This is a genomic window from Paludibacterium flexuosum (assembly GCF_037076605.1).
Classification (GTDB): domain Bacteria; phylum Pseudomonadota; class Gammaproteobacteria; order Burkholderiales; family Chromobacteriaceae; genus Paludibacterium.
This window is the reverse complement of record NZ_AP029060.1, coordinates 305936-323556: the sequence shown is the minus strand read 5'-3', so window position 1 is coordinate 323556 and position 17621 is coordinate 305936. Positions and strand designations below refer to the sequence as shown.

The window sequence follows — 17621 nt, the reverse complement described above, 5'->3', positions numbered from 1 at the left end:
ACACCCAGAGGAGACAGACCATGTCCAACACGATTGTCGTCATCACCGACCCGGGGCGTCTGACCCAGGCCCTGCTGGCCAGTGAAGCGCTCAAGCAGGCGGCGCAAAAGCGCGGCCTGACGCTGAGTATCGAGATCAATGGCACGCCGTCCCTGACAGCGGCCGAAATAGCCGGGGCCAGCGAGATCCTGCTGGTGGGCGAACCTGCCGACAAGGCGCGCTTCGCCCAGAAACCACAGCGCCAGTTAAGTCTGGATGCCGTGCTGAACGATCCGGCCGCCGCGCTGGGCGGGGCCGGTGCCGGCAGCGCTGCAGCCGGCCTGTCGATTGTCGGCATCACCGCCTGCCCGGTCGGGGTGGCCCACACCTTCATGGCGGCCGAAGGGCTGATTCAGGGCGCCAAGGCACTCGGACACCACATCAAGGTGGAGACCCAGGGTTCGGTCGGGGCACAGAACACCCTGAGCGCAGAGGAGATTGCCGGAGCCGACCTGGTCATCATCGCCGCCGACACCCAGGTCGACCTGTCGCGCTTTGGCGGCAAGCGCATCCTGCACGCCAGCACCAAGCAGGCCATTGCCGACGGTACCGAACTGGTTCGACGCGCCATCGCCGAAGCACGCGAACAGACACCAAGCGCCTCGCTGCTGGACCAGACCATGGCAGCCAAGGCCGACCTGAGCGCCCAGCGCAGCGGGCCGTACAAACATCTGATGACCGGGGTATCGTTCATGCTGCCATTTGTGGTGGCCGGCGGCATCCTGATCGCCCTGGCCTTCGCCCTGGGGGGCATCTATGCCTTCGATGACAGCCACAAGGGCACCCTGGCCTGGGCACTGTTCCAGATCGGGGCCAAATCTGCCTTCGCCCTGATGGTGCCGATTTTGTCCGGCTACATTGCCTACTCCATCGCCGATCGTCCCGGCATCACCCCCGGCATGGTCGGCGGCATGCTGGCCGGCAGCCTGGGTTCGGGCTTTCTGGGCGGCATCGTGGCCGGCTTCATCGCCGGTTACGGCACCGACTGGCTCAACCGTCACATCAAGCTGCACCGCAATCTGGACAGCCTGAAACCGGTGCTGATTCTGCCGGTCCTGGGCTCGCTGCTGGTGGGGCTGCTGATGATCTATGTCGTCGGCACCCCGGTCGCCGGCGCACTGGCCTGGCTGACCGAGTGGCTCAAGAGCATGCAGGGCTCGAGCGCCATCCTGCTGGGCGCGCTGATCGGCGGCATGATGGCTTTCGATATGGGCGGACCGGTCAACAAGGCGGCCTACACCTTCAGTACCGCGATGATCGCCAGTCAGGTCTATGCGCCGATGGCCGCCGCGATGGCCGCCGGCATGACGCCGCCACTGGGGATTGCCCTGGCCACCTGGATCTTTGCCGATCGCTTCACGCGCGATGAACACGAGGCCGGCAAGGCAGCTGCCGTACTGGGCATTTCCTTCATCACCGAAGGGGCCATCCCCTTTGCCGCCCGCGATCCGCTGCGCGTCATCCCGGCCCTGATGGGCGGCTCGGCGCTCACCGGCGCCCTGGCAATGATGCTGGGCGTGGAGCAGCGCGTCCCGCACGGTGGCATTTTCATTCTGCCCATCCCCAATGCCGTCACCCATCTGGGCAGCTATGTCCTGTGCCTGATCGTCGGCACCGTGGTCACAGCCCTGTTGCTGCGGCTGCTGAAGAAGCCGGTCAAGGCCTGACCCCCTCGTCTCTCCCTCGCCGCGCCCCCTGGTGCGCGGCTTTTTTTCGGGCAAAAAAAAGGGGGCCGAAGCCCCCGTGAATACGCCTTGACGCAAAAAACGGTTTATTTCCAGTTGGCCGGCAGCTTGTAGCCGGCATATTTCTGCTTGGCCCAGCTCTTGAATTCCGCCGAGTTATAGGCAGCAATCACGTCCTTGGCCCAGGGCTTGGCCGCATCGGCACTGCGCACCACCCCCCAGTTGACGTAGGCATAGCTCTTTTCCTGATACAGCGCTTCGGTCAGCTTGATGCCGGAGCTGGTGGCATAGTTGCCGTTGATGACAGCGAAGTCAGCATCGCTGCGCGCACGCGGCAATTGGGCGGCTTCCAGCGGCAGCAGCTTGATGTTTTTCGGATTGGCCGCGATGTCATGTTGCGAGGCGGTCAGCGGGTTGATGCCGGCCTTGAGCTTGATCCAGCCCAGGTCGTTGAGCATCACCAGCACACGGGCAAAGTTGCTCGGGTCGTTCGGTGCCGCCACGGTAGCGCCCGGCTTGACGTCCTTGAGGGACTTCAGCTTGCCGGAATAGAGACCCAGCGGGGCGGTCGGCACCTGGAACACCGGCGTCAGCTGCAGCTTGTGTTCGGCGGCGAAGCTGTCCAGATAGGGCTTGTGCTGGAACACGTTGACGTCCAGCGAGCCTTCGGCCAGCGCCAGGTTCGGGCGAACGTAGTCGGTGAATTCCACCAGGCGCACGCTGTAGCCTTCTTTCTCCAGCAGCGGCTTGATCTGCTGCTTGACCATGTCGCCGAAGTCACCGACGGTGGTCCCGATCACGATATTTTTCTTGGCCGGGTCGGCGGCCAGCGCCGAAGCACTCAGCGACAAGCCTACCAGCGAGGCTACCAGCGATTTCACGATCCATTTCTGCATTGTCATTTCTCCTTGTTTCATGACTTGAGGTAAGCGTTAGCGTTTGTCCAGCCGATGGGCCAGACGATTGCCGACAAACTGGATGATCTGCACGATGGCCACCAGCAACAGCACCATGGCCACCATCACATCGGTCTGGAAGCGGTAGTAGCCATAGCGGATAGCCAGGTCACCGATGCCACCGCCACCCACCACCCCGGCAACCGCCGTATAGGACAGGAAGCTGATGGTCAGGATGGTCAGGCTGGAAATCAGCCCGGCGCGCGCTTCGTTGAGCAGGACCTTGGCAATGATCTGCCAGGGACTGGCCCCCATGGCTTCGGCCGCTTCGATCACACCGCGCGGAATTTCGCGCAGGGTCTGCTCGACCAGACGGGCAAAATACGGGATAGCGGCAAAGGCCAGCGGCACCGATGCCGCCACCGGGCCAATGGTGCTGCCGACAATCAGCCGGGTCAGCGGCACCAGCGACACCATCAAAATGATGAAGGGAAAGGACCGCACCAGGTTCACCAGCCAGCCCAGCACGCCATGCACGCCCCGATGAGCGAACATCTGCCCGGGTCGGGTCAGGTAGAGCACAATGCCAAGCGGCCCTCCCAGCAGAATGGCGGCGGCCAGCCCCAGGCCCAGCATCATGGCGGTCTCGATCAGCGCCTGGCCGATCTCCGGCCCCATCAGGCTCAGGTCCTGCCAAATATCATTCAGTTGAGCGATGTCCATCACGCAGCCTCCAGCAGCGAACGCGCCAGTTCGGATTGCGCCTGTACCGCCCCATCGTCAATGGTCATGACCTCGACCACCTGCCCCTGATTCAGTACCGCCGCACGGTGGCAGATCGAACGCACCACCCCCATTTCATGGGTCACCACCACGACGGTGACACCAAAGCGCTGATTGATTTCCTGCAGGCAAGACAGGATGGACTGGGTGGTTTTCGGATCGAGGGCCGAGGTCGGCTCGTCGGCCAGAATGACGTGTGGGCGCGGCGCCAGGGCACGGGCAATCCCGACACGCTGCTTCTGGCCACCCGACAGCTGCGCCGGATAATGGTCGGCGCGATCGCTCAGGTGAACCACCTCGAGGCATTCGGCCACGCGGCTGGCGATATCGGCCTTGCGCCAGCCGGCGATCTCCAGCGGGAAGGCCACATTCTGTGCCACGGTGCGATTAGCCAGCAGGTTGAATTGCTGAAACACCATGCCGATATTCTGGCGCGCACGACGCAGCTGTGCCGCGCTCAGGGCGGTGAGATCCTGACCATCGACGATCACGGCACCGCTATCCGGGCGCTCCAGCAGATTGATCAGACGCAACAGGGTCGATTTGCCGGCACCGGAAAAACCGATCAAACCGAAAATCTCGCCCTGGGCGATAGAGAGCGTGGTGTCATCAACGGCATGAAACCAGCCCCCCTCGGGGCGCTGGAAACGCTTGGACACCGACTGCAATTGAATCATGGCAACACTCCAAAACATAAAGCCCGCCGGAACTGCTGGCGGGCTGTACATGGAATGCCACTCACGCTGCGAGAGGACTGTAGCCGCAAGGCTACCCACGCTTTAGCTGTTTTACGCCCGCAAGCTGTGTTCAAATCGGCGATAAATTGTGTTTTTTATTGAACAGGAATTTTCAGTTTGTGTCAACAGGTTTTTCTTAAAGCAACATCGGCAACAAAGAAGCCGTCAGTGGCAGATGGTCAGAAAGGTGGGGCCAGGGATGGTCCTCCAGCACGGCTGCGGCCACCGGACGCAGACCACGCACATAGATGCGATCCAGCGACAACATCGGCAAACGTGCAGGAAAACTGCGGGCATGGCTACCAAAAAGACTTTGATGCACTTCACTCAGTCCAGCCTCCTGCTGCAGACATTGCGTGGCCTGGCCACGCCAGTCATTGAAGTCACCGGCCAGAATCAATGGCAGCTGCGCAGGAATATTTTCGCGGATATAGCGTGCCAGCGTGTGATATTGCTTGCGCCGGTCGTGCCCCAGCAGATTCAGATGAGCACACAGCGCCACCACCGGCGTCGGCCAGCCGGCGGGCTGCAGCTGACAATGCAGCACACCGCGACTTTCCAGCGGGTTGACCGAAATATCCAGATTGCACCAGGAATCGATGGGAAAACGTGTCAGCACGGCATTGCCATGGTGGCCGTGCTCATAGGCGGCATTCAGCCCGTAGGCGGCACGCAGATTGAGCCGGCGCGCCAGGAAGTGGTGCTGCGGCACCACCGACCAGTCGGCATGATGCAGGGCGCGACGGCGGTTCTTGCCCTGCACTTCCTGCAGGAACAGCAGATCCGGCGCCTGCGCTGCCAGCGCCCTGGCGATGTCTTCCAGCCGCACATGCCGGTTCAGCGGCGACATGCCCTTGTGCATGTTGAAGGTCACGACGCTGAGCGGCTGCATGGTCCCCCTACCCCGGCGCCAGGCGCGAGGGCAGCAGCCGCAGCGCCTCGGCATTGGAAGGCGAGAACACCCGCTCAGCCGCCTGCTGCCAGGGCAGCCAGCACCAGGCCAGATGCTCCCCCGGCGCCAGCCGGACCGGCAGGCGGTCTGGCAATTGCAGGCCGAACACCTGCTCGCGGTTGTGCGTCACACCGGGCGCGTAACGATGACGCCAGTGCGGATAAATTTCGTAGGTATTGCTGATACCCCAGTCGCTCAGGGCCGGCGCCTCGGCCAGCAGGCCGGTTTCCTCGCACACCTCGCGCCGGGCCGTCTCGAACAGCGACTCATCGCCCTCTCGGCTGCCGGTGACGGACTGCCAGAAGCCAGGCCGGTCGGCACGCTCCAGCAGCAGCACCTCTCCCGCCAGGGTATGAATCACCACCAGCACTGACTCGGGCTGTTTCCAGGTCTTCATGGCGCTTTCTCCGCAGGCAGCGACTTGACCGCCACCTCCATCTGCGGGAACGGCATGGTCACACCCTGTTCGCGGAACAAACGCCAGATGGCCATGTGGATATCGGACTTCAGACCGAGAAAGCCGTTTTCCGGATCCAGCACCCAGAAACCGACTTCCAGGGTGATTCCACTGGCGCCGAACTGGGTCACAAAACCGCGCGGCCCCGGCTCGGCCTGCACCCGCGGATGGCGTGCGGCCTGTTCCACCAGCCTGAGTGCCAGCTCCAGATCGGTGTCGTAGGCGACATCCACCTTGACACTGCTCCACATGATCTTGTCGGAGTAAGACTGGTTGATCACCGTATTGGCAATCATGGTGTCATTGGGAATCAGCGCCTCGGTGCCATCCGTACCCTTGAGCACCACAAAGCGCGAAGTGATCTTGGTCACGTAGCCGACCCGGTCGCCGACCATCAGGCGGTCGCCAATGCGAATCGAGCGGTCGAGAAGGATGATAAAGCCTGAAACATAGCTGCTGGCAATCTTTTGCAAGCCGAAGCCGAGACCAACACCGAGGGCACCGCCGAAGACTGACAGCACGGTCAGGTCGATACCGACGATCGGCAAGGCGATCAGCACCGCGGCGATCATCAGGCCGGTGCGGGCCAGCTTGGAAAACACGATGCGCAGATTGAGGTCGAGCTCGGTCAGGCGCATCAGCCGCTTTTCCACCGCACGACTGATCCACAGGGAGGCAAACATGATCACCGACACCCACAGCAGGGCGCTGAGGATCATCGACAAATCAAGCTGTACCTTGCCAATACGGAAGGAGATCGACTCCATCCAGTCCAGCACGAAATCATCCAGCTGGATCGCCCAGGTGACAAAGGCCAGCCACAGCACCGTCGAGATAAAATTCTCGGTATGTCGCTCGAAGCGGCTACGGGGCAAAGCCTCGCGCACGATCGCCGTCAACATGCGGATAATCGCCATCCATAACAACATGGCAGCAAAAGCCAGCAGGACGTGTGGCCGGTGCTGCAGCACCACAACCCAGACCACCGCACTGAACAACAGCAGCAGTTCGGAGGTCAGCGGCAACACCAGGCGCAGGCCGGCATAGGGCAGGAAGCGCTCGAACCGGTCAGGATGATGCAAAAACCAGCGCCGGAAGGCCTGGCGGCTCAGCCACCAGCCGACGAGCAGACAGACAGCACCAATCACGAACTCGGTCAGACCCGCCCAGGTCTGGATCGAGTCGATCAGCGCATCGACACTCATTTCATCCCGTCGGAACAGCATCAGCACGCCCCCCATCATGTCAGGCTCCGGTGGCGGCATCGGGCATCAGCACGCCATCGCTCAGTCGCCATTGCCGGTCGGTTCGACCCGCCAGCTCGCGATCATGGGTGACGATCAGCAGGCTGGTGCCGAAACTTTGATTCAATTCAAGCATCAGGTCAAATATGACATTGGCAGTATGGTGATCCAGATTGCCGGTCGGCTCATCGGCCAGCAGACAGGCCGGACGGGTCACCAGGGCACGGGCGATGGCAGCCCGCTGGCGTTCGCCGCCGGACAATTCACCCGGCTTGTGCGCCAGACGCTGTCCGAGGCCAACCTGCTGCAGCATGGTAGCGGCCTGCTCGGCAGCCTCGTGACGCGACAGGCGTCGAACCAGCAGCGGCATCATGACGTTTTCCAGTGCCGAGAACTCGGGCAGCAGGTGGTGGAACTGATAGACGAAGCCCAGCTTGGCGTTGCGCCAGGCACCCAGCTCGCGCTCGCTCATCCCGGCCAGCGGCCGCCCGAGCACCGATACCGTGCCGGTCGTCGGTTTGTCCAGGCCGCCCAGCAGGTGCAGCAAGGTACTCTTGCCCGAGCCCGAAGCACCGACAATCGCCATGGTCTCGCCCTGCCCCACGGTGAGATCCACGCCGGACAGCACGGTCACATCCAGCGGCCCCTCACAAAACGACTTGCCCAGTCCGCGGCATTCGATCACGGCAGGATTATTCATAGCGCAAGGCCTCCGCCGGCTGGGTACGCGAGGCGCGCCAGCTTGGGTATACCGTGGCGAACAGGGCCAGCAGCAGGGAAACAATGGTAATCATGCTGACATCCGCCCACTGCACGTCGGTCGGCAGATAATCGATCATGTACACCTCGGGCGACAGCAGCTTGCTGCCGGTGATGTGTTCGATGACGCTGACGAGCGCATCGATATTCCAGGCGCCCAGCACGCCAAACACCACGCCGGACAAGGTGCCGAGCACCCCGGCCACCGCCCCCTGGATCATGAAGATCGACATGATGCTGCCCGGCGCCGCCCCGAGGGTGCGCAGAATGGCGATATCCGCTTGCTTGTCAGTGACAACCATCACCAGCGTCGAAACCAGATTAAAGGCCGCCACGGCAACAATCAGCGTCAGGATAATCGTCATCATGCGCTTTTCGATCTGCACGGCGCGGAAATAATTCGAGTTCATGTCGGTCCAGTCGGAGACCATGGCATTCTGGTTCAGCACCCCCTGCAGCTGCGCCTTGACTGCCGGTGCGGCCATCACATCGTCCAGCCTGAGGCGCACCCCGGTCACGTCATTGCCGAGCCGGAACAGTACCTGGGCATCCTGCAGGTCGATCATGGCAAAGCTGGCATCCAGCTCGTACATATTCATCTTGAAAATGCCCACCACCGTGAACTGCTTGAGGCGCGGCATCATGCCAGCCGGGGTGATGTTGCCCTCCGGCGTGATCAGCGTGACCTTCTCGCCCAGCGTGACGCCGAGCTGCTGCGCCAACTGGTTGCCGATCACGATGCCGAAGCCGCCAGGCTTGAGCGAATCGATGCTTCCGGCAACCATGTGCCGGCCAATGTCCACCACATGGCTTTCCAGCGCCGGGCTCACCCCGCGCACCATGGCGCCGCGCACTGTACCGCCGAAGGACATCAGGCCCTGGGCCGAAACGAAGGGCGCCGCGGCCTGTACGCGCGGCTGCTTGAGCAGAAACTGCTGCAGCCCCTGCCAGTTGGCCACATGCCCCTGGTAATCACTGACTTCGATATGCGCGGCGGCACCGAGAATGCGGCCGCGAATTTCCTTCTGGAAACCGTTCATCACCGACAGCACGATGATCAGCGCCGCCACGCCGAGCGCAATGCCCAGCACCGAAATCAGCGAGATGAACGAGATGAAGCCATTGCGGCGTTTGGCACGCAGGTAGCGCAGACCAATCATCGCCTCAAAGGGCAGTTGCATGGGAATCCTTGCGGCTTAAGGGTTATAGGGGTTTTTCAATGCCTGCATGATGCTGACCAGCACCGCGCGGACCTGATTTTCATCACAGCCCATCAGCACGGCATCCTCGAAGGCGTCCTGGGCCATCTGCCCCAGCTCTTCCAGGTTTTCACGCATGACCTTGAGTTTTTCGACACAAGCCACCGGCTTGCCGTCCGGACCAAGCCAGACCGGGAGTTCGAGTTGCACTTGATTTCCATCCATTTTGAACGACGATGCCCGCTGAAGCGGGCATCGACAGACTATCCGGGATTATAGACCCGACACGCGTGCAAATGGGCAAGCAAGCATGCTACTTGCGGGATTTCTTCTTGCCCTTTTTCGGCGCGGCCGCCTTGGCACTGACCGTGCGGCACTTCTTGCCCTTGACACAAACCGAACTGACGCGCTTGCCCGGCGTGGTGTCGAGCGTATCGGCGCTGTCTGCCGGCACATCGGCGTTATCCGCCGCCTCGGCCGTGCCACTGCCCCGGGCCACACGACGGGCCCCGTTGTAATGCGACACCCAGTAGGACTGGTTCAGCTGTGCCACCTCGATGGTCTTGCCGGTTCGCGGGGCATGAATGAACTTGCCGTTGCCGAGATAAATACCGACATGCGAATAGGAAAAACCGCGCGTATTGAAGAAGACCAGATCGCCAGGCATCAGTTCCGTCTTATTGACAGAACGTCCGACCCGCGCCATGCCGGCGGCGGTGCGCGGCAGATTGACCTTGAGGGATTTTTTGAAGACGTACTGGATAAAGCCACTGCAATCCAGCCCGGTACTGGGGTTGGAACCGCCAAAGCGATAGGCCACGCCCATCAGGCTGATCGCCTGCAGCAACATGTCGCCGACGGCATCATCGGTCGGCGAAGAGGCATAATTGCCAATGGGGTCCCCCGCAGGCTCGGCTGCGGTATTATCGTCCTTCGTAACTTTATCCGGTGGTGTCTTGTCCGGTGCGGCGGTGACGCAGGCCAACCAGCCAGCCAGCGCGAGGGCGAGTATGCGGCGGTGCAATTTCATAGGCCGGACTTTAACGGACAGGGCTGGCAGTGTAAAGCCGCCCTACTCAAGGCAGTTAAAATATGTTGAAAGAAACACTGGTTGCCATGCGTGATCTGCCGCGACTGAAAGAGATCTCCGGCGTGCTGATCCGGCATGGGTTGGGCGAGTTTGCCGAACGTCTGCGCTTGCCGCGTGCGGTCGAGATGGCGGGCGAATGGCTGCACCTGAAAAAATCGGACAATCCCGAGACCACACCGACACCGGTACGCGTCCGACAGGCGCTCGAGGAGCTGGGCCCGACGTTCATCAAACTGGGCCAGATTCTCTCGACCCGTGTCGACGTCTTTGCCCCGCACTGGATCGCCGAATTCGAAAAATTGCAGAACGAAGTGCCCCCGATCGATGCCGGGCAACTGCCGCAGCTCTTGCAGACGGCGCTGGGCGCTTCGCCGGATGCACTGTTTTCCAGCTTTGATCCCTGCCCCATCGGCTCGGCCTCGATTGCCCAGGTGCATCGCGCCGTCCTCAGGGACGGACGCACCGTGGCAGTCAAGCTGCGCCGCCCTGGCATCGTGGAAAAGGTGCAGGCCGACCTGCGCATTCTGGCGCACCTGGCCAGCGTGCTGGAGTCCGAGTTCGCCGATGCGCGCCGTTTCCAGCCGCAGGAGATCGTGCGGCAGTTTGCCCGCTCCATGACCCGGGAGCTGGATCTGGCGGTAGAAGCCCGCAATATGGAGCGCTTTGCCCGCGACTTCGCCGAAGATCCTCACGTCACCGTCCCCGGCGTCCACTGGCAGTACACCAACCCGATGGTGAATGTACAGGACTTCATCGAAGGGATTCCCGGCAGCCGGCTGGACCTGCTGGATGCGGCCGGCCTGGTGCCGGCACAGATGGCACACCATGGCGCCAATGCGGTGCTGAAGATGATTCTGGTCAACGGTTTTTTCCACGCCGACCCGCACCCGGGCAATGTCATTTTCCAGCCCGGGCCGCGCATCGCCTTTGTCGACTTCGGTATGGTCGGGCGACTGTCACACGCCCGCCGCGACGAGATTGTCGATTTGCTGCTGGCCCTGGCCCAGCACGACGAGCGCGCGATGATGGACGTTCTGATCGAGTGGACAGGCAGCAAGCCGATCGACGAAGCCCAGTTTGCTGCCGACATCGGAGAACTGGTGTTCGCCTACGAGCATGTTCCGCTGAAAAACCTGCGCATCAGCCAGCTCATTGGCGAGATCATGGACCTGATCCGCAACCACTCCATTCTGTTGCCGGCAGATCTGGCCATGCTGTTCAAGGCGCTGATCACCCTTGAGGGACTGGGCAGGCAGCTGGATCCGGATTTCCTGCTGATCGACCATCTGACGCCCTTCGTGCGTCGTCTGGCGCGGGCGCGCTACCACCCCGCCAGCCTGCTCAAGCGGGGTCGGCATACACTGGGCGAGACGCTGGGCATGCTGTCTTCACTGCCACGCGGCATGGCGCGCCTGGGCAAAGACATGCGCCAGGGCAAGTTCAGCGTCAACCTGGACCTCAAGCGGCTGGACAGCTTTGCCCGGCAACTGGATCGCAGCGCCAACCGGCTGACCATGGGGATCGTGACCGGTGCCCTGATCATCGGCTCATCGATTGTCATGACAGTCAATGCCGGCCCCAGGCTGTTCGGCTTCCCTTTCCTCGGGCTGTTTGGCTTTCTGATTGCGCTGATCAACAGCCTGTGGCTGATCGTCTCGATCTGGCGCTCCGGAAAACAGTTGTAAGCAAAGGCAAAAAGTCGCTCAAGCCCGCCCCGATCAAGACGATATAGGGGCAGAGACAGCAGGAGTGACGATCATGCTCATCGAGTCAGTCAAACAGTCTTCCCGCACCGGACAATCCGCCACGCCGCCGGGCATGGCCTTCCCCGGCAGCGGCACAGGCTACGCCAGCGACCATCAGGATGAGCAGGTCGACCTGCACCAGGCCAGCGATAGCGAGCTGGCCGCTGCCTGCAGCCAGGAAACCCTGCTGGCGCTCATGCAGGCCCTGCTCGAAACACTCAGCCCGCAGCCGCTGAGCCTGACCGACCCGCAACACGGCGGGCAGTCCCTGTACGACGATGCGCTGGCACCAAGCTGGCTGACCCATGCACGCCATGCCCTGACCCATCCGGCCAGCCAGGCATTGCGGCTGACCGCCATCGGTCAGCTCACCCTGCCGGGCGCGACGGTACAGCCCTTCGTGCTGGACATGCAGCTGCCGCACACCGCACTGAGGCCCCCTTGCGGCGAGCAGATGGGCCAGCTGGTGCTGGATGCCCGCGCCGGCGCCAGCCAGGGTGCCCGGGTCGACTATACACTGACCCGCCTGACCGATTTTCACGCAGCCGATCGCTGCAACCCGCCCCTGTCGGCCGAACCTCCGCCGACGATGTGCGGGTCCTCCGGCACACCGCTTTTTGCCCAGTTTTCTCTGGGAAGTGACCCGGAAATTCGCTGCATGGCGGCCCGGCTTCTGCCGGCCGGACCTCGCCATGCCCTGCCGATGCACGCCCACTTCTGGCGTGACGGAAGCTATGTCGCCATGGAGAACCCGAGCGGCAGCCCGCACCAAGTGGATATCAGCGCCTGACCGAAAGTCCTGACCGGATGATTGACAATGAGAATGATTCTCATTATCTTTGCATCACACCACTCAGGAGAATACGACATGAACGCAATGTTGGTCGGCGCTGATACCCTTGGCAACATCCCTGCCGTGCTGGATCAGTTCGGCATCACCATTCAGCGGCACGTCAGCGGACGCAACAGCTCTCACCAGCGCAAACTTGACCGGCTGCCCGCCGGCACGGAGCTGCTGATCCTGTTCACCGACTTTCTCGGTCACAACGTCATGCGCCATTTCCGCGCCCTGGCCTCGCAACACAATGTGCGCTTCATTGCCTGCCGCCGTTCGGTCTGCGCCCTGAAACAGTCGCTAAACTCGGCCGGTTTGTGTGAAGGCAGCTGCCAGCACTGCACCCGGCACTGAATAACAGAAAATGGCCGGTACCCGGTACCGGCCATCTTCTGTTGCGCCCCGCCGCCTGCTTACTGGCCGCGGCAGTAATCCACCGCCTGTTCCAGCCGGTCGACACCAATCACTTCCAGCCCCTCAATTTCCTGCCTCGGCCGATTGGCCATTGGCACGATGGCACGGGTAAAGCCCAGCTTGGCGGCCTCGCGCAGTCGTTCCTGTCCACGCGTGACCGGCCGGACCTCGCCGGCCAGCCCCACCTCGCCAAACACCACCATCTTGGGTGGCAGGGGGCGATTGCGCAGCGAGGACACCATGGCCAGGATCAGCGCCAGGTCGGCGGCCGGCTCGGTGATCTTTACGCCGCCGACCGCATTAAGAAACACGTCCTGATCAAAACACGCCACGCCGGCATGGCGGTGCAGCACGGCCAGCAGCATGGCCAGCCGGTTCTGCTCCAGGCCAACGCTGAGACGCTTGGGCTGAAACCCGTGCGCATCGTCGACCAGCGCCTGGACTTCCACCAGCAGCGGGCGCGAGCCTTCCTGGGTGACCAGCACGCAGGCCCCGGACACATCATCTCGCCAGGAGGACAGGAAAATTGCCGAAGGATTGGACACCCCCTTGAGGCCACGCTCGGTCATGGCAAACACGCCCAGTTCATTGGCGGCGCCAAAGCGGTTCTTCACCGCGCGAATCATGCGGAAGCTGGAGTGCGAATCCCCCTCGAAATACAGCACCGTGTCGACCATGTGTTCGAGCACGCGCGGTCCGGCCAGCGAGCCTTCCTTGGTGACATGGCCGACCAGCAACAGCGTCGTGCCGCTTTGCTTGGCCATGCGCGTCAGCTGGGCAGCGCATTCGCGCACCTGTGACACCGAGCCGGGCGCCGAGGTGACCTGATCGGTATACAGGGTCTGAATGGAGTCGATCACCGCCACTTCCGGCTTGTCGCGCTTGAGCACCGCCATGATGGCTTCCAGGCGGATTTCAGACAGCAGACGCACCTTGCCGGCATCCACGGCCAGCCGCGAGGCGCGCATGGCAATCTGCTGCGGCGACTCTTCACCGGAGACATACAGCACAGGCCGCGTGGCGCCCATGGCAGCCAGCGCCTGCAGCAGCAAGGTCGACTTGCCGATGCCCGGGTCGCCGCCGATCAGGATGACCGCCCCGCGCACCAGGCCACCGCCCAGCACCCGGTCCAGCTCGTCAATGCCGGCACTGTCGCGCGGCACGTCTTCGGCCTGCACCTCACTGAGCAACTGCACCTGGGCGGTGCCGCTCCAGGCTTCATAGCGACCGCTGCCGGCAGCAGGTTGCGCCAGCGATTCAGTCAGAGTATTCCAGGCACCACAATGCGGGCACTGCCCCTGCCACTTGGGGGTTTCGCCGCCACATTCGGTACAGGCAAAAACGGTTTTACTTTTGGCCATGCCTATTTTTTCGGCTTGGGTGGGGCCGAACTGGCCGCCCCCTGTTTGAGGATGGACTGCAACTGCTTCTCTTCAGCATTGCTCGGTGTGGTGGCGCCATTACCACTGCGGTTATTGATGGTATCCAGCACGGCCTGGACCTCGGGGTCCGGTTTACCGCCATTGCCATCATTGGCACCCGCGTCGGACATGGTGGGCGGCTGGTTGCCGTCTGCCGCGGCAGGCGGCGGGTGGCCCGCGGCCACTGGCGCCGAGGCGGCGGGCGGCGGCGGATCCGGCGGGGGCATCATGGTCGGCAACTGCTGCTTGGTCATGTATTCGTGCATTTCACGCCAACCGGCAAACACCTGCGCCTTGTCGGCATCCGGATTGCGCCGGAAGCACTCCTCGAGCGAGCGCCCGGTCTGGCGGCAGGCCGCACCGGTCGCCCGGTCCTGTTCCTTGCTCAGCCCGGTGACGTGATTGAACCAGTTGCAACCGGACAGACACAGCACCAAAGGCAACACCAGATATGCACGCATGCTAGTCCCCTTCCTGATCGTGCTGGCGCAGATCCAGCTCGATGATTTGGCCGCTCCGTCCGGCACTGTCCGGTCCTGCCCAGTGCAGGAACCATGGCATGACATCACTCAATTCGGCTCGCTCGCTGCGATCTTCACCCGGGTGCGTCTTCATGCGCTGTGGCGCATTGATCGGCCCCGGCACCAGCAGGTTGACGCGCAGATTCGGGCGATCATCCCACTCGCTGGCCGCCACCTGCGTCAGATAGGCCAGTCCGGCCTTGGAGGCGCCGAAGCCACCCCAGAAAGCCGCCGGGTGCAACCCATGCGTCTCGCCGACAAACAAGACCGCCGCATCCGGCGACTGTTGCAACAGCGGCAGACAGGCACGGGTCAGTGCATGCGGCGCAACCGTGTTGATGCGGTACTGGTTCATCCATTCTTCAATGCCCTGATCCACCAGCGGCGACAGGGCATACAGATACGAGGCACAGTGCACGATCCCGTCCAGGCGACCGAACTCGCGCTGCACCTGCAGGGCCAGCTGGTTGAACTCGGCCTCGGTCGCCGTGAACAAATCCAGCGGAATCGCCGCCGGCTCGGGGCCGCCCGCCGCCACAATCTCGTCATAGACCGCTTCCAGCCGTTTCACATGCCGTGCCAGCAGCACCACAGTGGCACCGTGGGCGGCAAAGGTCAGGGCCAAGTGCCGCCCCAGACCCTTGGTGGCCCCGGTCACCAGCATCACTCGGCCAGCCAGATAATCGCGGGCAAATTCTTTTTTCATTGTGTCTGTCTATTCATGATTGTCATGTCCTGCAACAACGCCCCGGCAGCGGCAACGCCACTGCGCACAGCCCCCTCCAGCGTCGCCGGATACAGCCCCTGACACCAGTCTCCGGCGAGATAACACGATGCCGCATTCAGACGCACCCCAGGCCTGACCATGCCGGGAGTAGCAGCAAACGTCGCCCGGCGCTCGACCAGCACCTTCGACCACACCGGCGCAGGCAGATCCGGCCGGATGCGGCGCACATCAGCCAGCACGGCCTCGGCCAGTGCCAGCGCCCCCTCGGGCAATCGCCCCGCCTGTGGCGCACTGATCACCGCAGCCAGCATGCCAGCCTCGCCGCACAGGGCTTCACGGTCAAACAGCCAGTCGGCCGTGCCTTCGCGCAGGCCGATCATCGGCCGCGGCAACTGCGGCGCCTGAGCGAAGCGCAGGTATACGGTATATATCGGCCAATAATCCAGCTTCTTGACAGCCGCCGGCAGCAAATCGTCCGGCAGCAGATGAGGCAGATGATACGGGGCGCAGGCCACGATGGCCGCATCGAAAGGCTGCCCGTCCACCCTCACCCCCTGCCCGGCTGCCTGCAACTGCCCGACGCGCTGCCCCAGACACAGCGTGGCGCCCTGCGCCGCCAGCCAGGCCAGCGCCGGCTCGGGAAACAGCGCGGACAGATCGGTGCGCGGCAGCATCATGTCACTCGCGGCGCGACGCGCACCCAGACTGTCACGCAAGACGGCCGCCAGTACCGACATGGCGGCCTGCTCCGGCGGCGTATTCAGCGCCGACAGCACCAGGGGGCGCCAGAATGCCTGTTGCAGCGCGGCCCCCTGCCCCTGCTGCTGCAGCCACTCGGCGACGGTCTGATCCGCAGCAACCTGCCAGCCCGACAGGGCCAGCCGTCCGAGCGCCCGCAGCAACTGCCCCTTGCCGGACCAGGGCAAGCCCCGGGCCGAAAGCAGGCCGGCAAGCAGATGCCAGGGCGCCGGCCAGGACGGGCAACGCATCTGCAAACCATCGGCCTGCCACCAGTTCAGCGGCAGCCGGTGCAGCAGCCGATCCGGATCGGCGCCGACCTTGCGCATCAGTTGCCAGCAGGTCTCATAGGCCCCGAGCAAAATGTGCTGACCGTTATCGACATGATTGCCGTCACTGGAAACACGGCGCGCCCGACCACCCGCCTGGCGACCGGCCTCGAACAAGGTCAGGTCGGCCTGACCGGCCAGTTCAACGGCGGCAGCCAGTCCGGCCCAGCCGGCCCCGATGACGGCCACCCGTGGCTTCATGGCCGGTAGCCGAAGGTCCAGGTCTTCCATGCCAGCCACAGCTTGCGCAGCGGCGTCAGCGACAGCCGCTGGTTCAGGACTTTTTCCGGGCCGTCCAGCAGGATTTCCGCCAGCGTGGCGCGATAGATCGCCGCCATCAGCAATCCGGCCCGCTGCGCCTTGCGATCAGCCGGCGGCAACAGCGCCCAGGCCTGGCGGTAATAGTCCTGCGCCCGCTCAATCTGGAATTGCATCAGACGCGCGAAGGCATCGCTTTCACGGCCATGCTGCAGATCCGCGGCCGGCACATCGAAGGCATGCAGATCCTCGATCGGCAGATAGATGCGGCCACGCCGGGCATCTTCGCCGACATCCCGGATAATATTGGTCAGCTGCAGCGCCACGCCGAGCCGGTCGGCATACTGCAAGGTGGCGGCATCGCTGAAACCGAAAATGCGCGCCGACAGCTCACCCACCACGCCGGCAACCCGGCGGCAGTAGCGCAGCAAATCCTCGAAACGCTCATAACGGGCAAACTTCAGATCCATCTCCATGCCATCAATGATTTCCAGCATGGCTTCCTTCGGCAGCGCAAACGACGACACATGCGGCGCCAGCGCCTGGGTCACCGGATGACCGGGGCGACCGTCGTACAGACGGCCGATCTCTTCACGCCACCAGGCCAGTTTGGCATGGGCCACCTCATGCTCGAGCGTTTCGTCGACCACATCGTCGACCTCGCGGCAAAAGGCATACAGCGCCGTGATCGCCAGGCGCCGGGCCTCGGGCAGAAAACGGAAACTGTAGTAGAAGCTGGAGCCACTGGCTGCAGCCTTGTCCTGGCAATATTGCTCGGGCGTCACACGCCTC

General features: G+C 63.1%; 19 protein-coding genes. 4 read left to right on the top strand and 15 right to left on the bottom strand.

Annotated features, from left to right (window positions below; translation table 11 throughout):
• Positions 1-20: 20 nt before the first annotated feature.
• Positions 21-1706: a fructose-specific PTS transporter subunit EIIC gene (locus tag AACH39_RS01470; protein WP_215776480.1), complete on the top strand. Its 1686-nt coding sequence runs from the start codon at positions 21-23 to the stop codon at positions 1704-1706.
• Between the two features lie 104 nt (positions 1707-1810).
• Here AACH39_RS01470 and AACH39_RS01465 read toward each other — a convergent pair whose 3' ends face one another.
• From AACH39_RS01465 to AACH39_RS01420, 10 genes are all read right to left on the bottom strand, one after another.
• Positions 1811-2620, bottom strand: a complete 810-nt coding sequence (locus tag AACH39_RS01465) for a MetQ/NlpA family ABC transporter substrate-binding protein (RefSeq protein ID WP_338620740.1) — start codon at positions 2618-2620, stop codon at positions 1811-1813.
• A 36-nt stretch (positions 2621-2656) separates the two neighbouring features.
• A complete protein-coding gene (locus AACH39_RS01460; protein WP_215776484.1) occupies positions 2657-3343 on the bottom strand; it encodes a methionine ABC transporter permease in 687 nt (228 codons plus the stop codon).
• A complete protein-coding gene (locus AACH39_RS01455; RefSeq protein ID WP_215776486.1) occupies positions 3343-4080 on the bottom strand; it encodes an ATP-binding cassette domain-containing protein in 738 nt (245 codons plus the stop codon). Before AACH39_RS01455 ends, AACH39_RS01460 begins: the two co-directional genes overlap by 1 nt.
• 196 nt (positions 4081-4276) lie before the next feature.
• The gene (locus AACH39_RS01450) at positions 4277-5032 is read right to left on the bottom strand and encodes an endonuclease/exonuclease/phosphatase family protein (protein WP_215776488.1); all 756 of its coding nucleotides are present in this window, start codon (positions 5030-5032) and stop codon (positions 4277-4279) included.
• 7 nt (positions 5033-5039) lie between these two features.
• The gene (gene nudB, locus AACH39_RS01445; RefSeq protein ID WP_215776490.1) at positions 5040-5489 is read right to left on the bottom strand and encodes a dihydroneopterin triphosphate diphosphatase; all 450 of its coding nucleotides are present in this window, start codon (positions 5487-5489) and stop codon (positions 5040-5042) included.
• Positions 5486-6793: a mechanosensitive ion channel domain-containing protein gene (locus tag AACH39_RS01440; protein WP_338620739.1), complete on the bottom strand. Its 1308-nt coding sequence runs from the start codon at positions 6791-6793 to the stop codon at positions 5486-5488. Before AACH39_RS01440 ends, nudB begins: the two co-directional genes overlap by 4 nt.
• A gap of 1 nt (position 6794) precedes the next feature.
• Positions 6795-7493, bottom strand: coding sequence for a lipoprotein-releasing ABC transporter ATP-binding protein LolD (gene lolD / locus AACH39_RS01435; RefSeq protein WP_338620738.1), 699 nt, complete (start codon positions 7491-7493; stop codon positions 6795-6797).
• Positions 7486-8733: a lipoprotein-releasing ABC transporter permease subunit gene (locus AACH39_RS01430; protein WP_338620737.1), complete on the bottom strand. Its 1248-nt coding sequence runs from the start codon at positions 8731-8733 to the stop codon at positions 7486-7488. Before AACH39_RS01430 ends, lolD begins: the two co-directional genes overlap by 8 nt.
• Before the next feature lie 15 nt (positions 8734-8748).
• Positions 8749-8961: a hypothetical protein gene (locus AACH39_RS01425; protein ID WP_252346049.1), complete on the bottom strand. Its 213-nt coding sequence runs from the start codon at positions 8959-8961 to the stop codon at positions 8749-8751.
• Positions 8962-9064: 103 nt separating this feature from the next.
• Positions 9065-9781, bottom strand: coding sequence for a C40 family peptidase (locus AACH39_RS01420; protein ID WP_215776499.1), 717 nt, complete (start codon positions 9779-9781; stop codon positions 9065-9067).
• Positions 9782-9843: 62 nt separating this feature from the next.
• Between AACH39_RS01420 and AACH39_RS01415 the strand changes: the two genes are divergently transcribed.
• From AACH39_RS01415 to AACH39_RS01405, 3 genes are all read left to right on the top strand, one after another.
• Entirely contained in the window at positions 9844-11526 is a 1683-nt protein-coding gene (locus AACH39_RS01415; protein ID WP_338620736.1) for an AarF/UbiB family protein, read from the top strand.
• Positions 11527-11599: 73 nt separating this feature from the next.
• The gene (locus AACH39_RS01410; RefSeq protein ID WP_338620735.1) at positions 11600-12376 is read left to right on the top strand and encodes a hypothetical protein; all 777 of its coding nucleotides are present in this window, start codon (positions 11600-11602) and stop codon (positions 12374-12376) included.
• A gap of 78 nt (positions 12377-12454) precedes the next feature.
• Positions 12455-12775: a DUF2325 domain-containing protein gene (locus AACH39_RS01405; protein ID WP_215776505.1), complete on the top strand. Its 321-nt coding sequence runs from the start codon at positions 12455-12457 to the stop codon at positions 12773-12775.
• Between the two features lie 59 nt (positions 12776-12834).
• Here AACH39_RS01405 and radA read toward each other — a convergent pair whose 3' ends face one another.
• From radA to hpnD, 5 genes are read right to left on the bottom strand one after another with little or no spacing between them, the layout of a single operon-like run.
• Entirely contained in the window at positions 12835-14196 is a 1362-nt protein-coding gene (radA, locus tag AACH39_RS01400) for a DNA repair protein RadA (protein WP_338620734.1), read from the bottom strand.
• A gap of 2 nt (positions 14197-14198) precedes the next feature.
• Positions 14199-14717 (bottom strand): hypothetical protein, encoded by a 519-nt coding sequence (locus AACH39_RS01395; protein ID WP_215776509.1) that lies wholly within the window; start codon positions 14715-14717, stop codon positions 14199-14201.
• A 1-nt stretch (position 14718) separates the two neighbouring features.
• Positions 14719-15483, bottom strand: coding sequence for an SDR family oxidoreductase (locus tag AACH39_RS01390; RefSeq protein ID WP_215776511.1), 765 nt, complete (start codon positions 15481-15483; stop codon positions 14719-14721).
• The gene (gene hpnE, locus AACH39_RS01385; protein ID WP_338620733.1) at positions 15480-16802 is read right to left on the bottom strand and encodes a hydroxysqualene dehydroxylase HpnE; all 1323 of its coding nucleotides are present in this window, start codon (positions 16800-16802) and stop codon (positions 15480-15482) included. The genes AACH39_RS01390 and hpnE overlap by 4 nt, the downstream gene beginning before the upstream one ends.
• Positions 16769-17614 (bottom strand): presqualene diphosphate synthase HpnD, encoded by an 846-nt coding sequence (hpnD, locus tag AACH39_RS01380; RefSeq protein ID WP_338620732.1) that lies wholly within the window; start codon positions 17612-17614, stop codon positions 16769-16771. Before hpnD ends, hpnE begins: the two co-directional genes overlap by 34 nt.
• Between the last annotated feature and the right edge of the window lie 7 nt (positions 17615-17621).

Coding starts and splice junctions, on each gene's coding strand:
- AACH39_RS01470 (WP_215776480.1), top strand. CDS start 21: ATGTCCAACACGATTGTCGTCATCACCGACCCGGGGCGTCTGACCCAG.
- AACH39_RS01465 (WP_338620740.1), bottom strand. CDS start 2,620: ATGCAGAAATGGATCGTGAAATCGCTGGTAGCCTCGCTGGTAGGCTTG.
- AACH39_RS01460 (WP_215776484.1), bottom strand. CDS start 3,343: ATGGACATCGCTCAACTGAATGATATTTGGCAGGACCTGAGCCTGATG.
- AACH39_RS01455 (WP_215776486.1), bottom strand. CDS start 4,080: ATGATTCAATTGCAGTCGGTGTCCAAGCGTTTCCAGCGCCCCGAGGGG.
- AACH39_RS01450 (WP_215776488.1), bottom strand. CDS start 5,032: ATGCAGCCGCTCAGCGTCGTGACCTTCAACATGCACAAGGGCATGTCG.
- nudB (WP_215776490.1), bottom strand. CDS start 5,489: ATGAAGACCTGGAAACAGCCCGAGTCAGTGCTGGTGGTGATTCATACC.
- AACH39_RS01440 (WP_338620739.1), bottom strand. CDS start 6,793: ATGATGGGGGGCGTGCTGATGCTGTTCCGACGGGATGAAATGAGTGTC.
- lolD (WP_338620738.1), bottom strand. CDS start 7,493: ATGAATAATCCTGCCGTGATCGAATGCCGCGGACTGGGCAAGTCGTTT.
- AACH39_RS01430 (WP_338620737.1), bottom strand. CDS start 8,733: ATGCAACTGCCCTTTGAGGCGATGATTGGTCTGCGCTACCTGCGTGCC.
- AACH39_RS01420 (WP_215776499.1), bottom strand. CDS start 9,781: ATGAAATTGCACCGCCGCATACTCGCCCTCGCGCTGGCTGGCTGGTTG.
- AACH39_RS01415 (WP_338620736.1), top strand. CDS start 9,844: ATGTTGAAAGAAACACTGGTTGCCATGCGTGATCTGCCGCGACTGAAA.
- AACH39_RS01410 (WP_338620735.1), top strand. CDS start 11,600: ATGCTCATCGAGTCAGTCAAACAGTCTTCCCGCACCGGACAATCCGCC.
- AACH39_RS01405 (WP_215776505.1), top strand. CDS start 12,455: ATGAACGCAATGTTGGTCGGCGCTGATACCCTTGGCAACATCCCTGCC.
- radA (WP_338620734.1), bottom strand. CDS start 14,196: ATGGCCAAAAGTAAAACCGTTTTTGCCTGTACCGAATGTGGCGGCGAA.
- AACH39_RS01395 (WP_215776509.1), bottom strand. CDS start 14,717: ATGCGTGCATATCTGGTGTTGCCTTTGGTGCTGTGTCTGTCCGGTTGC.
- AACH39_RS01390 (WP_215776511.1), bottom strand. CDS start 15,483: ATGAAAAAAGAATTTGCCCGCGATTATCTGGCTGGCCGAGTGATGCTG.
- hpnE (WP_338620733.1), bottom strand. CDS start 16,802: ATGGAAGACCTGGACCTTCGGCTACCGGCCATGAAGCCACGGGTGGCC.